This window comes from Pseudofrankia inefficax, assembly GCF_000166135.1.
Taxonomy (GTDB): domain Bacteria; phylum Actinomycetota; class Actinomycetes; order Frankiales; family Frankiaceae; genus Pseudofrankia; species Pseudofrankia inefficax.
The window spans coordinates 676,606-690,478 of the sequence record NC_014666.1; the positions used below are offsets into that span (position 1 = coordinate 676,606).

Below are 13,873 nucleotides of genomic sequence, written 5' to 3' on the forward strand. Positions count from 1 at the left end.
CGCAGGCCTGCCGGCCGCGGCTCACTGACCGACCCTCGTACTCATCCCAGGATGCACCGCCACGGCCGCGAGCACTCCGGCGCCCGCGCGGGTGGGCTGTCGTCCTACCGGCAGCGAAGGAGCCTGGTCGGCGTGACGATCACGGAGACGGACCGGTCGTGCGCGGCGACGGGTACCGCCTCGACGATCGCGTGCTCGTCGACGAGGGCGACCAGCGTCGCGGCGTCGCGGACCCGGCGCAGCGCGCGGTCGTAGGAGCCGCCGCCGCGGCCGAGCCGATGGCCGCGCGGGTCGACGGCCACCGCCGGGACCAGGACGACGTCCGCGCTCGCCAGGTCGACCGTCGCGGCCGCCCGTGGTGGCTCCCGGGTGCCCAGCGCGCCCGGCACGAGGGTGCCGGTGTACTCGCGGAAGTCGAGGTCGAGATCGCCGCGCACCGCGGGCAGCAGCACGTGCACGCCGCGCGCGCGCAGCGTGTCCAGCAGGGGCAGCGTGCTGGGCTCGCCGGGCAGGCTCACGAACGCGGCGATCCGGTCGGCCGCGGTGACCTCCGGGAGGGACAGGACGCGGCGCGCGATCTGGGCGCCGTCCGCCGCCTCCTGGGCCCTCGGCTGAGCTCCCGTCTGGATCGACGGGCTCGGTCCGGCCGGTTCGCGGTCCGACGCCGCCCAGGAGCCGGGCAGGCCGATCACCGGGCCCGGCCCGGGACGTGGGCCGACGCCCCTGCGGCAGGCGGCCAGCGCGCGGCGCAGGTCGGATTTCGCGCGGGCGATGGCGTCGTCCGCGTCCTGCTCGCCCACCCGCCAAAGACTGCCCGAAGTCGAGGTCGGGCGGGAGAACTCCGGCCGCGAGGGTCACCGACGACCACGTCGGCGGGATGACCGGATGTCATCCGAGGCCTGTCCGGACCGTGGACGAACGGTCTCGCTGGGCGATCGAACGGGCGGCTCGGCCGGTCGCCAGGCGGGCCGCCGGATGGCCCCGCGCGGCCCGGTGTGGTGTTAACCGATCTGTGCGCCCATGGCTGTGCCGCCGACAGTTGAGCCGACTAAGGTTTCGGCTATGCCAGTGACGAAGGCGGTTATTCCGGCTGCGGGCCTCGGGACCCGGTTCCTTCCGGCGACGAAGGCCGTGCCGAAGGAGATGCTGCCCGTCGTAGACCGCCCGGCCATCGAATACGTGGTCGAAGAGGCCGCCCGCGCCGGCCTGCGGGACGTTCTGCTCGTCACCAGCCGGTCGAAGAAGGCCGTCGAGGACCACTTCGACCGCGATGCGGAGCTGGAGCTGGCGCTGGAGCGCAAGGGCGACGGGGCCCGGCTCGCGCGGGTGCGTGGGTCCGCGGAGCTCGCCGAGGTGCACTCGGTCCGCCAGGGCGCGCCGCGCGGCCTCGGGCACGCCGTGCTGTGCGGCGCCCCGCACGTGGGTGACGAGCCGTTCGCGGTGCTTCTCGGCGACGACCTGATCGATGAGCGGGATCCGCTCCTCGAGGAGATGCTCGCCGTGCAGGAGCGGTTCGGCGGCAGCGTGATCGCGCTGATGGAGGTGCCGGAGGAGGTCGTCTCGCTCTACGGCGTCGCCACCGTGGATCCGGCGCCGGTCGCGGCCGGCGGGCGTTACGAGACCGTCCGCATCCGCGACCTGGTCGAGAAGCCGCCGGCCGACGAGGCGCCGAGCAATCTGGCGATCATCGGCCGCTATGTGCTCGCGCCCAAGGTCTTCGAGGTGCTGCGCCGCACGCCGCCCGGCCGCGGCGGCGAGATCCAGCTGACCGACGCGCTGCGGGAGCTGGCGCAGGCCGCCGACGAGGTCGGCGAGCCCGTGCACGGCGTCGTGTTCACCGGGCGTCGCTACGACACCGGCGACCGGGTCGACTACCTGAAGGCCGTCATCCGGCTGGCCTGCGAGCGGGCCGACCTGGGCCCCGAGATCTACCCGTGGCTGGAGGAGTACGTCGCGAACGGCGGTCCGAAGGCGGACAACTAGTCCGCACCGGACTCACGATTGACCAGCACCCCGCTGGTGGCTCCGCAGCGTGTATGCCCGCCGGGCGCGTGACCTGCTCTCCTAAGACACAACGGGCCGTCGGTATCCCTTGACGCTGGCGGTGCCGGCCGGAACGCTCCGATGTCTGGGACATGCGACAGTCTGTGATGTGTGATCGTTCGGACCGCCAGCGCACCGCGCGGCCGGCCGGTCGTGCCTTGTGACGGACGCCGCGAGAGAGGCCGGTCGCCCAGGCCAGCCACGAAGTTCCGTGGTTCTTCAGGGAGCGGGGCAAGCGCCGATGAAAACGGTCGACGAGCATATTTCGGACATTCTGGAATCCGTCGGGGTACTGCCCGCACGGCGCCTTCCGCTGGCGGCCGCGCATGGTTGCGCCCTGGCCACCGATGTTCGCGCGACAATCGCGCTCCCCGGTTTCGACAACTCGGCGATGGATGGTTACGCGGTGCGCGCCGCGGACGTCGAGCAGGCCAGTCCTGAGTCGCCGGTCCTGCTTCCGGTCACCGGCGAGATCGCCGCGGGTGCCGCGCTTCCGGACCTGGTCGCCCCGGGAACCGCCGTGCGGATCATGACGGGCGCCCCCTTCCCGCCCGGCGCGGACACGGTCATTCAGCTCGAATGGACCGATGGCGGCACCGAGACGGTCGCCGTGCACCGGGCGGCCCGGCGCGGCCTGCACATCCGCCGGGCCGGCGAGGACGTCACCCCCGGCAGCCTGGTGCTCCCGGCCGGCAGCGTGCTCGGGTCCACGCAGATCGGCCTGCTCGCCGCGATCAACGTCGCCCGGCCGCCGGTGCGCCCGCGGCCCCGCGTCGCCGTGCTGTCGACCGGCAGCGAGCTGGTCGCCGTCGGCAACGCCGTCGGCCCCGGCCAGATCGTCGACTCGAACAGCCACGCGGTCGCCGCGGCGGCCCGCGAGGCCGGCTGCGAGGTGCGGCGGCTGACCGGCGTGCCCGACGACCCGGCCCAGTTCGAGGCCGCGCTGCGGGCGATCCTGCCCGAGGTGGACGCGGTCGTGACGACCGGCGGGGTGAGTGTCGGCGCGCACGACGTCGTCAAGGAGGTGCTCGCCGCGACCGGCGAGGTCCGGTTCGAGCGGATCGCCATGCAGCCCGGCCAGCCGCAGGGCTTCGGTGTCATCGACGGCGTCGCCGTCTTCACGCTGCCGGGCAACCCGGTGAGCGCGCTGGTCTCGTTCGAGCTGTTCGTCCGGCCGGCGTTGCGCCGGATGCGCGGCCTCACCGGCCCGGACCGGCCCCGGCCGGTCGTCACCGTGGCCGAGCGGCTCACCTCGCCGCCGGCGAAGCGCTCGTTCCTGCGGGTGCTGGTGGGCCGTGGCGCCGACGGTGGGCTCGTCGCCCAGTCGGCCGGTGGGCAGGGCTCCCATCACCTGTCCGCCGCCGCCGGCGCGAACGCGCTGCTCGTCGTCCCCGAGGACGTGACCGTCGTCGAGCCCGGCGACCAGCTGACCGCCATCCTGCTCGCGGCCGACCCGGCCGACGAGCTGCTCGCCGGCCCGGTGGTCGACGCCGTGCCCGCGGGCGCCGTGGCCCCGCTGGAGGCGAACGTCTAGATGGACGCCCCCGCGCGGCTGACCCACGTCGACGAGACCGGCGCCGCCCGCATGGTCGACGTGTCGGCGAAGGACGTCACCCAGCGGGTGGCCACCGCCGGCGGCCGGCTGCTGGTCAGCCCCGCCGTGGTCGAGCTGCTGCGCGGTGCGGGGATGCCCAAGGGGGACGCGCTGGGCACCGCCCGGATCGCCGGGATCATGGGCGCCAAGCGAACCTCCGACCTGGTGCCGCTGTGCCACCCGCTGCCGATCTCCGGGGTGAGCGTCGAGCTGACCGTGGCCGACGACGCGGTCGACATCGTCGCGACCGTGCGGACCACCGGGCGCACCGGCGTCGAGATGGAGGCACTGACGGCCGTCGCGGTCGCCGGCCTGACGATGCACGACATGGTGAAGGCGGTGGATCCGGCCGCGGAGCTCACCGGCGTCCGGCTGTTGGCCAAGTCGGGCGGCCGCAGCGGAGACTGGCGTCGCGACGAGGCGGCCGGGCACGGTGGGCCGGCCGCGGACCGTGGGCCGGCCGGGGAGAATGGCGCCGCGCCGGCCAACGGGAGGTCGGGCGACCTTCGGGAGGAGACTGGGTGACCGGGCCGGCACAGGTGCCGACTGGCGCGCGGGCCAGCGTCGTCACCGTCTCCGACCGGGCGTCCGCGGGCACGTACGCGGACCGCTCCGGACCGTTGCTCGCGGCCGGGCTCGTCGAGCTCGGCTTCGCCGTCGACGGCCCGGTCGTGGTGCCCGACGAGCGGGGCCGGATCGTCGCGGCGCTGCGCGCGGCCCTGTCCGCCGGCGCGGATCTCGTCGTGACGACCGGTGGCACGGGACTGGCCCCCCGCGACGTCACGCCGGAGGCGACGGCCGAGGTCGTCGAGCGGGACGTTCCAGGCCTCGCCGAGGCGCTGCGGGCCGCGGGCCGGGACAAGGTGCCCACGGCGATGCTCTCGCGCGGCCGGGCGGGCGTCGTCGGCCGGGCGCTGGTGGTGAACCTGCCCGGCTCGACCGGCGGGGTGCGCGACGGTCTCGGCGTGCTCGGCGCGGTCGTCGGCCATGCCCTCGACCAGCTTCGCGGCGGCGACCATCGGCCGTCGGACGGCCCCGGCCCCCAATCCCGGCGGCCGGACCCGAGCCAGTGAACCCGCCCGGCTGGCCCGCGCGGCTGGCCGACGGGCCGGTCGCGGTCCGCCCGCTGCGGATGCGCGACGGGCCGGCGTGGGTGGACGTGCGGCGGCGCAACGGGGACTGGCTCGCGCCCTGGGAGGCCACCCCACCGGGGATGACCGGGATCCGGGTCGGCTGGGCACAGCGCCAGACCCTCGGTGTCTACAGCCAGATGCTGCGTGGCCTGCGCCGGGCGGCCAGGTCCGGCTCGGCGCTGCCGTTCGCGACCGTCTACGGCGGCGCGCTGGTCGGGCAGATCACCGTGTCGACCATCGTGCGCGGCGCCTTCAACAGCGGCCATGTCGGCTACTGGGTCGACCAGGGGCACGCGGGCCGGGGTATCACGCCGACCGCGCTCGCACTCGTCGTCGACCACTGTTTCGGCCCGGCGGGCCTGCACCGGCTGGAGGCGAACGTGCGGCCCGAGAACGCCGCGAGCCGCCGCGTGCTGGAGAAGCTCGGCTTCCGCGAAGAAGGCATGCACCGCCGTTACCTCGCCATCGACGGCCAGTACCGCGACCACGTTGGCTACGCGCTCACCACCGAGGATGTCCCCGAGGGGCTACTGCATCGCTGGCACGCGACTCGCTCCGTCGAAAGACGGCCGTAGCCAAGGGTTCCCGGACGGCGTAGCAACGCGGAGTGAGCCGCCGAATTGAGCCGGCGGAGGTCCGCTGAACGTCGTGGCCGGCGTCGGCCGGCACCTTCGCTTCCCGCCCGGTCAAACGCCAGGTGACGCGGCCCTGGTTGAGCGTCCGGACACCACGGAGTGCTTGACAGGAGTCGCTGTTGCGCGACACGCGGTCTTGTGGTCGGTGACCGGACGGTTTTCCCTCACTAGCGTCAAGCTCGAAATCGGAAACCCACCACCTCCAGGCCGGCAGGACAAGCCGGCAGGTCGGTTGGTTCGACGGAGACCCGGTGGCCCCACCGGTGACGGGTCTCGCGCAGACGTCTGACAGACGAGGAAGGCGGCGGCACATGGCCGGCACTCCCGCGCTCCGTGCGCGTTCGGCGTCGCATTTTCGACGCCGGCACGGTTCGTGGGTGGCGGCCGGAGCTCCGGCCGCGGGCCAGGTGCCGCTGACCGGCGTTGCCCGTGACGTGCCCGGGGCCGATGCCGCCGGGAACGGCGGCCGGGACCCGGTGATCTCCCCGTGAGCGCCCTTATCTGGCTCGCCATCGTCGGCGTTTGGGGATTCGTTCTCATCCCGATGTGGCTACGGCGCCACGACGGCGCGCTTGAGCAGCGATCGGCCGATCGCTTCTCTACCGCGATGCGGGTACTTTCTCGCCGCGGCGGCCGTGCCCAGCCGGAACGGCACCCAGAGACCGACCTCGGCGACGGGTTGGCCGACGAGGACGACGAGGCGGACGACGCCGACGACCTCGAATCGACGATGGAGCTGCAGACGCGGCCCGCCGCCGCGGACGACGCCCCCGACGGACGTCAGGCGACGGCATCTCGCCCGGCCGGCGACCCGAGCGGGCCCACGGCGGGCCGCGTGACGGCTGGCCCGGCGGTGCCTACCCGCGCCGACGTCCCGGTACCCAGCCGCGGCGCTGTCCCCGCGCGCCCGGCCACCCGGTCTCAGGCCGTGGCCCGCGACGCGCGGGGGGAGCAGGACGAGACGGCGCACACGGTCCCCGTCGGCGCGGCCAGGCCGGTGCCGCCGTCCCGGCCCGTCGACCCGGAGCGCCATGCCCTGCTGCGGCTGCGCCGGCAGCGGCTGTACGTGCTGCTCGCCGCCGTGCCGGTCACCGTCGGCCTGGCCATCGGGCTGGCCGGGATGTGGATCGTCGTGCAGGCCCTCGTCGACGTCGGCCTCGGCGCCTACGTCGCGCACCTGCGCCGCTCCGCGCGGACCGAACGCCGGCTGGCCGCGTCGCGGGCCGCCCGTGACCGTCGGATCGCCGCGGATCGCGCCGCCCGCCGCTCGAACTGGGCTGGCCCGGCGCACGGCACGGCCGGGGTCCCCGGCGCTCGGACAGCGGCCAGCCCGGCCCGGGCGACGCCGCCGGCCGCGGTCCGCCAGGGCCGCCCGGCGGACCCCGCCACCGCGGGGCCCGCGGGCCGGCCACACGTGTCGGCGGGAGGCCGGGCCGCGGCGTCTCCCGAGTACGCGCCCGTCCGCCTCTCCGACGACCACGCGGCCCCGCTGTCCTCGGAGGAGCTGGCCACCGCGCGGGCCGAGACCGTCGAGATCGCGACCCCGTCGCCGGCGTTGCCCGTCGCCCCGGAGCCCGCCGCGGTGGACGACGGGTACACCAACAACGTGCGGGTGACGGCGGCCAGGCCGACCGGTCGGCCGACCGTCCGCCCGCCGACGTCGCGGCCCGGCCGGGTCCAGGTCAACCCGCCTGGCACCCACGGCGGCCTCACCGCGCCCCCGCAGCCCGCGGCGGCCGCGCCGGCGGCGACCCCACCAGCCGAGCCCGGGACCGCGCAGGACGGCACACCGACCGACGCCGAAGTCGCGGCGGTCCGCCTCCTGCGCCCGGCCGTGGGCAACTAGCCGCGTCCCGCCGCATCGTCGGGCCAGCGCCGGGCCCGCCAAGGTCGGCCCGTTGGCGTGATCGTCGTCTGGATCGGGAAGTCGGCGCGCGGCGCCCGGTCCCGCGGCGCGCGGGCCACCGCGCCGGCCATGATCGCCGTTTGAGCCCTGGGGTGGTCGTGGAAACGCCTTCGTCACGACCATCTCAGGGCCAAAACCGCGATCTTGCTGGTCTTGGGCCGCGGCCGGCCTCGTCGGCTGCTGGCCTCCGCGATCGCCGGGGCCGCCTGTGAGGAGCGTCGCGTTCGGGTGCGGGCTGTGACCGGGGAGGCGCCCAGGGCCGCCGGCGATCCGGACGTATCCGGCGTCCCGGTCCCGGGCAGCTCCTGGACCTGGGTGTTTCGTGGCGGCTCGGGTGGTTCGTGGCAGGCGCGGCGCGGGCGTCCCGTCGGGAGGCGGCAGCGGCGGCTGTGCATAATGGAGCCGTGACCCACCGTGTGCGGCCCAGCCTCGCGCCACTCGGCGCCGTGGCCAGCGCGCCCTGTCCGCGGTGTTGTCGTTGTCGACGCCCTCGCGTCCGCTGACGCCCGCGCTCTGATCACCGCCGCGGCGCCGTCCTAGCGCCGCCGGCCCCCTCCAGGGGCTGATCCGGCGGGGCGCGAGGGGTTTCGAAGCATCTGACGTAGACCACCCCCGTTCCGCGCGCCCTACCCGTCCCGCGGGCCGGGCAGCCGGATCGGAGTCGTTCCGGCCCGAGCCAGGCACGCCCTGGGCCGTCGTCACGTCGAGCCGAAAGCCCGGTCCTTCCCGCGAGCCCCGCTGCTGGGCCCGTCGCGGCGTTGCCCGAGCCGTTCGGTGACGTGGCCCGGCCGCGGGCGAGGTGCCGGCCGCCCCGGAGCCGAGTCCCGGGACCGGGGGCAGCCGTGGTCGCCCACCCACCATCGAAAGGCAGTCGCCGTGACGTTCGAAGCCTGGCTTGGCCGGCTGCGGAACGACGGATACCTGCTCTGCCCGGCCAGCACCGCCGTACCGGTGGAACTGCGCGCCGTGCGTCCGGACGGCTGGGGTCTGCACCTGCGCTGCCGCGGCGTCCACGTGCGCCTCGGGCTCTACCGGCCCGGCCGCCCGGCCTGGCAGGTGCCGCTGCGCGACCGGCACGTCATCCCCGAGGAGGCCCTGGAGCTCTGGGAGCACCGCCCGCTGCGCCAGGCGGCCGACCCCGGTGCCGGCCTGCCCGCCGGGACCAGGATCGTCTTCACCGGCGCCGAGGACCTTCCTGACCACCAGCTGGTCTTCGACGGCTCCCGGGAGCATGGCTGGCGCGGCCACGAGGCCGGCCTGCTCCGTGCCCCCGCCGCGGCCGAGATCTTCGCGACGCTGCTCGCCGCGGCCGAACCTGAGCTTGACCGCTGGCGCCCGTCGGTGGCCACTGCCGGCGGCCTCCGGCTGTCGCCGGCCTCGCTGTCGGCGGCTGAGGCCGCCCCGCGCAAGGGGGCGGCGGTCCCGTCCGCGCGCGTCGCCGCCTCGGCCCGGCCGACCGTCGCCGCGGGGGCCGACCAGGCCAGATCCTGACCGGTGCGCCCTGGAAAATCCCAGTCCGCCCCGGCCCCACACCCCCTTGCCCGTCCTGTAAGCTGCGAAGTGCTTCAGGGGGTGTAGCTCAGCCTGGTAGAGCGCCTCCCTCGCACGGAGGAGGCCAGGGGTTCGAGTCCCCTCACCTCCACCCCTGATTGCGTGGGCTTTGGCCCTCATCGTCGCCACGTTCCAGTGGCGACGTTTCCATTTCGTGCACAGATTCGTGCACAGCGGGTTTTTCTCCTCCCCCCGGGTCCGGGCCGAAAATGACCCCGGCCACCGGACCAGCTGCCGCCTCGTCCATCCCCGGGATGACATGGCTGTAGATCCGCAGCGTGAAGCCGACATCGGCGTGTCCGGGCCGCTCGCTGACGACCTTGGGGTGAACGCCGGACTTCAGCGCTGCGGTGGCGTAGCTGTGCCGGACGTCGTGCAGCCGGGTCACCGGTAGGCCAGCGGCCCTGACGCGCTTCTGGATCCAGTCGGTGACCGAGTCCGGGTGAATGTCGGTTCCGTCCGGGTGGCAGAACAGCAGCTCGTTGGTGTGCCCGACGTCGGCACGATTCTTCTCCCACCGTTCGATGTGGGTGCGCGGCGCGGCCAGCGTCACCGGGTCCAGCGCGCGCGGGCGTAGCCCGTTCTCGGTCGTCGTGCCCGAGGTCGCCGTCTGCCCGTCGACCACGATCCGCGGGACGTTCGGTACGACCGTGCCGGCGGCCAGGTCGACGTCCTGGCGGCGCAGGCCGACGAGCTCGCCGCGACGCATCCCGGTCGTCACCGCGAGCAGGTAGAGCGCGTAGAGCCGTCCCCGCGGATGTGGGCGACGAACGCCCGTAGCTGCTCCGGCGTGCAGACCGTCGCCGCGCGGCGGCCGACCGACGGGGGCTGGGCCTCCTCGGCGACGTTGCGCGGCAGGTAGCCCCACCGCACCGCGTCCCCGAGGGCCTGGCGCAGCACCCGGTGCACGGTCGCGACCGTCGCGGGCGAGAGGCCCGGGGCCTGCTTGGCGCGGCGGCGTACCCGGCCCTGTTTGAGCAGGTGCCCGTAGAGCAGGTTCAGCCGGACCGGCGTCAGGTCCTGCAACGCCGTCTCGCCGATCACCGGGACCACGTAGGCGTCCTTGCACAGCCGGTACTTCGCCGGCGTTTTGGGCCGCACCGAGTCGGCCGTCGCCGCGCACCACTCGTCAGGACCGTCCTGCGGCCGAGTTGTTTGGGGTGCGCCGGGGGCTCCGTCCCTCGGACCCCGGCATTCCCTCCGGAGGTAGCCGGATTTTCGTGGTCGATCAGGTGTTTGTGATGGTTGGGTTCGCTGGCCCCCTCCGCCGGTCGGGCGCCCGAGCGCTACCCCGGAACCTCCGATCGGTCAAGGGCCGGTAGATCGGCCTCGGGTCCAGTGGGGCGGGCGGCCCTTGCCCGGCCGAGGAACCCGGGGTAGGGCAGAGCCCGCCCGACCGACGGAGGAAGCCAGCTCGGCCTGCCTTTGACAGCCCGGTTCGGTGGGCCGCCTTCGGTAGCCGGGATTTCCATGGGGCGCAGCCCGCCCAATGCGTGGAGGAAGATCCGTCCCAGCGTTCAAGGTCGACAGCGTATGGAATTGACGCTAGCCGACACACCATTAATGACCTTGTCGCAGCGTGGTTCCCTTCCGCCCCGGATGCGCATGGATGGTGTAGGGAGTAACTTGAGGAAGAGGGCGGCCGACCAGTAGCAGTTGATACCCGTAAGGAGACAATTTATGCCTTTCGATGTCAGGGGAAACTGGCAGATAGTCCAGACTAGCGGGCACATAGTGGACATGAATGTCCCTGACGAGAATCCGGATGGAACGTTTGACTACGGCGCGACTGCCCATGAAAAGCTTAGCGGCAATGGCACGCTTAGCGACGCCAGGGCGAGTGATAGCGAGGCCGTCTTCTTGATCTCCTGGTCCAATGGGGCGCGAGGACGGTACTCTGGGCATTTCGACTTCCAGGGCCGGCTTACGGGTGTGTGTCACGATGAAACGCATCCGTCCTCTGTTGCTTCATGGTACGCGAAGAGGGGAAATGGCGATCTGTTCGGGCCGATGTGATTAGCTCGTCCAGTCTTTTCGGTCGCTTCGCTAGGCAAGCGATTTCGGGTGCCCGCAGCTCGCGAGGCGAACAAGCGCCGATAAGGTGCATCCGTCCGCTACGCTTGGTGGTTCGCGAACAAGTCGCGTAATTTTGAGGATCTGTAGTGGCTGCGTCGGCCGCTCCGTCAGCGCATCCCGCCACCGGGCCGTGTAGGCCGTACCCCGGCGCACACGGCCAGGATCGCCCACGGCTCGCCCTCGCGCGCCAGGATGTATCACGATGCCAGCGTGAACGAATCCGTGCACGACGATCCCCGGACTACCCTGACGGGGCGCGACCGCGGGTGTCTGACGACCTCCGACGGCGGGAATCGTGCGGTGGATACTGCGGCTCTATCACGCCGAGCGCCACATGGGCCAACTCGCACGGAGGAGGCCAGGGGTTTCGAGTCCCCTCACCTCCACCCCTGATCATTGTCGAATCCGCGAGCTGTGGTCTTGTGCTTTCTACAGCGGTACGGCTACACCTGTTCACCTGGATTTGCGCAGATCGTAGGATCGAAAAGTGCAGGTAGGACGTTGATCGTGATTCGCCCCTGGAACTTTCGCGCCCCGCTGACCGGCGAGTGGTATTGATCTTCTCCCTCGTCCGGTCGGAGCGGCTGGGAACGGGCAGCTGGTGGCCCAGCGTGCGCCGACTCGGCTGAGTTCTGTTCACCCGGCGCCTTCGGCGGTTGGTAGATGCGGACGGCGAGCGGACGGGCGATGGTGCACCGCCCGGTCGCCAGCCTGCCGGCTCCGTCCTGTTCGTGGACCTTGATCGCTTCAAACGGGTCAACGACGCGTTTGGGCACGTGGCTGGCGACGAACTCCTGAAGATCGGTGCGGCTCGGCTGCGGGAGGGCGCCTGTGCCACCGACACGATTGCGCGTCCCGGTGGCGACGGTTCGCCGTCCTGCTGGGCGGCGCCAGCCCCGAGGGGCCGGTCCGTGTCGCTGAGCGGCTCGCGACCGCGGTGCCCCGGACGGACCCGAACCGTCGAGGGTCTTCCGTAAGCGTGTCCACCACCGTCCGGTCGCCGGTGTCCTAATTGGGGACAGATCGGCGGAGGGAGGACATCCATGCCGGACGGTGGCGCACAGGCGCGCCGTGACGATCGGTCGTTCGAGGAGTTCGTGGCGGAGCGGGGCACGGCGCTACTGCGGACCGCGGTGTACCTGGCCGGTGACCGGCAGGCCGGTGAAGACCTGCTGCAGGACGTGCTGCTGCGTGCCTACGGCCGTTGGGTGAAGGTCGACGAGCCGGAGGCCTATACCCGGCGCGCTTTGGTGAACGCGGCGACGAACCGGCGGCGCGGTTACCGCCGTTCCCGTGAGGACCTCGTCGACCTTTCCGACAGCCCGGTCGAACGGCCGACGCTCCCCGGGGGCAGGGGTGACCTGGCGGGCGTGGTGGGTGACCGACATGACCTGCTTGGCGCCCTGCGCCAGCTCCCGCCCCGGCAGCGGGCAGTGATCGTGCTGCGCTACTTCGACGACCTGACCGAAGCGGAGATAGCGGCACAGCTCGGCTGCCGCCCCGGATCGGTGAAGACCCACGCCGCCCGGGGCATGTCGCGGCTGCGGGAACTGCTCGGAGCGTCGACCGTAGCGGATCGGATGGGCGGGGTAGTAGGTCCTGACCAGGTAAGAGAGGCCTCGGCATGAGCGGCGAGCATCGGCCCACGACAGCTCCACCGGTGGACGACGGGTTCGCGACATGGCTTCGGGCCGCACTTGCGGCGCAGGCCCTGGACATCGAACTGCCCGCGACGGCCGGATCGAGTCTGCTCGCCCGCGCAGGTGCCGGCGACGACCCACGGCTCCGGACAGCACCCGCCGCGAGGTCGCCGCGGCGGCGCTGGGTTGCCACGGCGGTGGTCGCCGCGGCCGTCCTGCTGGTGACCGTGGGCGCGGCCACGCTGCCAAGGGCGCTGCGCGGCCACGGGGACCAGGTGGTCCCCGCCAGCGTGCCGGACATGGTCGCCCCGACGTTCTATGGCGTGCGGGTCGGCTGGCTTCCGGGCGAGGTACAGCTCTACCGCGACTTCCTCAGCGCCGGGATCCAGATCGGAGGCATCGCCACGCCAGGTGAGGCGATGAACATGGAGAGCGCTGAATGGGCCACGCCTGCCGCAATCCGCGCTCGCTCGGATTCCGGCAGCGCGGCGAGCGGCGGATACTCGCTACTCGTGATCCGGGCGGTGGCCAACGGCGGGAACGTGCCCAGCGTCAAAGCCGACACATCGACAGAACAGACGACCACGGTTCGCGGACACATCGCAGTGTGGGCCAGCTCGAGGTCGCCGGGCAACGCCGGGGGCAGCCTGACCTGGACCGTCGACTTCCCCGCCGGCACCGGTGGGAAAGCGACGGACCATGTCTTCGTCCAGGTCCTCGGGCCGGACGAGACCGTCGTGCGCCGGATCGCCGACAACCTGTCGGTCGGCCCGCGCCCGTCGGGTCCCACCGACAAGGCCAGCGCGGTCGCGGCGATGGCAGCCTCGGCCAGCGCCGCGTTCGATGGTGCCAGCGGGGTCGCGATGGCCGACGCGGTCGACGACCCGCAAGCGGTACTCGACGGGATCGGCGCGGCCCTGCGCACGAGACCTGACGCGCTGCATGCGGTCTCCTTCGCGGGCGTCGGCCCCGCCCCGGCGGGCAGCCAGCCGGACCCGCGCATGCCGCAGTCTGTGGTCGTGTTCCTGTCTGACACCGAGGCCCAGCTGTCCGGGGTGTGGATCGGGGGGACTACGAAGGAGGAGCTGGCCCCCGCGACCGTGCCGCCGAATACCACCCCGCCGGGAATGATCGACGCCACGATCCGTTTCACGCTCACATCGCGCGGGTGGAAGGTCGGCCGGGCGTCCTTCTGCGGCGCACTGGTCGGCGTCGTCACCTGCCCCACCAACCCATAGCGGCCGGACCAGGACAGGGGCGAGGGATGCTGGCTCGTCGGCTGCGCAGAGATCGAG

The 13,873-nt window shown here is 73.0% G+C and carries 13 protein-coding genes and 1 tRNA gene; 11 read left to right on the forward strand and 3 right to left on the reverse strand.

Features of this window, described 5'->3' with window-relative positions; genetic code table 11:
- Nucleotides 1-104: 104 nt before the first annotated feature.
- Nucleotides 105-800 carry a 5-formyltetrahydrofolate cyclo-ligase gene (locus FRAEUI1C_RS02690; RefSeq protein WP_013421744.1) on the reverse strand — a complete coding sequence of 232 codons (696 nt, stop codon included), beginning with the start codon at nucleotides 798-800 and terminating at the stop codon, nucleotides 105-107.
- A gap of 262 nt (nucleotides 801-1,062) precedes the next feature.
- On the opposite strand from FRAEUI1C_RS02690, the gene galU reads away from it, so the two are divergent.
- From galU to FRAEUI1C_RS02730, 8 genes are all read left to right on the forward strand, one after another.
- The gene (gene galU / locus FRAEUI1C_RS02695; protein ID WP_013421745.1) at nucleotides 1,063-1,983 is read left to right on the forward strand and encodes a UTP--glucose-1-phosphate uridylyltransferase GalU; all 921 of its coding nucleotides are present in this window, start codon (nucleotides 1,063-1,065) and stop codon (nucleotides 1,981-1,983) included.
- 301 nt (nucleotides 1,984-2,284) lie between these two features.
- Entirely contained in the window at nucleotides 2,285-3,577 is a 1,293-nt protein-coding gene (gene glp, locus FRAEUI1C_RS02700; protein WP_013421746.1) for a molybdotransferase-like divisome protein Glp, read from the forward strand.
- Nucleotides 3,578-4,162 (forward strand): cyclic pyranopterin monophosphate synthase MoaC, encoded by a 585-nt coding sequence (moaC, locus tag FRAEUI1C_RS02705; protein ID WP_013421747.1) that lies wholly within the window; start codon nucleotides 3,578-3,580, stop codon nucleotides 4,160-4,162.
- The gene (locus FRAEUI1C_RS02710) at nucleotides 4,159-4,710 is read left to right on the forward strand and encodes a MogA/MoaB family molybdenum cofactor biosynthesis protein (protein ID WP_013421748.1); all 552 of its coding nucleotides are present in this window, start codon (nucleotides 4,159-4,161) and stop codon (nucleotides 4,708-4,710) included. Before moaC ends, FRAEUI1C_RS02710 begins: the two co-directional genes overlap by 4 nt.
- Entirely contained in the window at nucleotides 4,707-5,345 is a 639-nt protein-coding gene (locus tag FRAEUI1C_RS02715) for a GNAT family N-acetyltransferase (protein WP_013421749.1), read from the forward strand. The genes FRAEUI1C_RS02710 and FRAEUI1C_RS02715 overlap by 4 nt, the downstream gene beginning before the upstream one ends.
- 547 nt (nucleotides 5,346-5,892) lie before the next feature.
- The gene (locus tag FRAEUI1C_RS02720; RefSeq protein WP_013421750.1) at nucleotides 5,893-7,251 is read left to right on the forward strand and encodes a SepX/GlpR family protein; all 1,359 of its coding nucleotides are present in this window, start codon (nucleotides 5,893-5,895) and stop codon (nucleotides 7,249-7,251) included.
- A 936-nt stretch (nucleotides 7,252-8,187) separates the two neighbouring features.
- Complete coding sequence (locus FRAEUI1C_RS02725; RefSeq protein ID WP_013421751.1) at nucleotides 8,188-8,802, forward strand: hypothetical protein; 615 nt, start codon at nucleotides 8,188-8,190, stop codon at nucleotides 8,800-8,802.
- Between the two features lie 77 nt (nucleotides 8,803-8,879).
- Nucleotides 8,880-8,953 (forward strand) — tRNA-Ala (locus FRAEUI1C_RS02730).
- Here the strand turns inward: FRAEUI1C_RS02730 and FRAEUI1C_RS40710 are convergent.
- Both FRAEUI1C_RS40710 and FRAEUI1C_RS40715 read right to left on the reverse strand, forming a co-directional pair.
- On the reverse strand, nucleotides 8,945-9,583 hold the full coding sequence (locus tag FRAEUI1C_RS40710; RefSeq protein WP_232425277.1) for a tyrosine-type recombinase/integrase: 639 nt from the start codon (nucleotides 9,581-9,583) through the stop codon (nucleotides 8,945-8,947). The genes FRAEUI1C_RS02730 and FRAEUI1C_RS40710 overlap by 9 nt on opposite strands.
- Nucleotides 9,580-9,963, reverse strand: a complete 384-nt coding sequence (locus FRAEUI1C_RS40715) for a hypothetical protein (protein WP_041258747.1) — start codon at nucleotides 9,961-9,963, stop codon at nucleotides 9,580-9,582. Before FRAEUI1C_RS40715 ends, FRAEUI1C_RS40710 begins: the two co-directional genes overlap by 4 nt.
- A gap of 1,706 nt (nucleotides 9,964-11,669) precedes the next feature.
- Here FRAEUI1C_RS40715 and FRAEUI1C_RS37345 point away from each other — a divergent pair.
- The 3 genes from FRAEUI1C_RS37345 (at nucleotide 11,670) to FRAEUI1C_RS02750 (ending at nucleotide 13,816) form a co-directional block, all read left to right on the forward strand.
- Complete coding sequence (locus tag FRAEUI1C_RS37345; protein ID WP_368411155.1) at nucleotides 11,670-11,915, forward strand: diguanylate cyclase; 246 nt, start codon at nucleotides 11,670-11,672, stop codon at nucleotides 11,913-11,915.
- A gap of 66 nt (nucleotides 11,916-11,981) precedes the next feature.
- Nucleotides 11,982-12,566 (forward strand): SigE family RNA polymerase sigma factor, encoded by a 585-nt coding sequence (locus tag FRAEUI1C_RS02745; protein ID WP_013421753.1) that lies wholly within the window; start codon nucleotides 11,982-11,984, stop codon nucleotides 12,564-12,566.
- Complete coding sequence (locus tag FRAEUI1C_RS02750; RefSeq protein WP_013421754.1) at nucleotides 12,563-13,816, forward strand: hypothetical protein; 1,254 nt, start codon at nucleotides 12,563-12,565, stop codon at nucleotides 13,814-13,816. The genes FRAEUI1C_RS02745 and FRAEUI1C_RS02750 overlap by 4 nt, the downstream gene beginning before the upstream one ends.
- Nucleotides 13,817-13,873 lie beyond the last annotated feature (57 nt).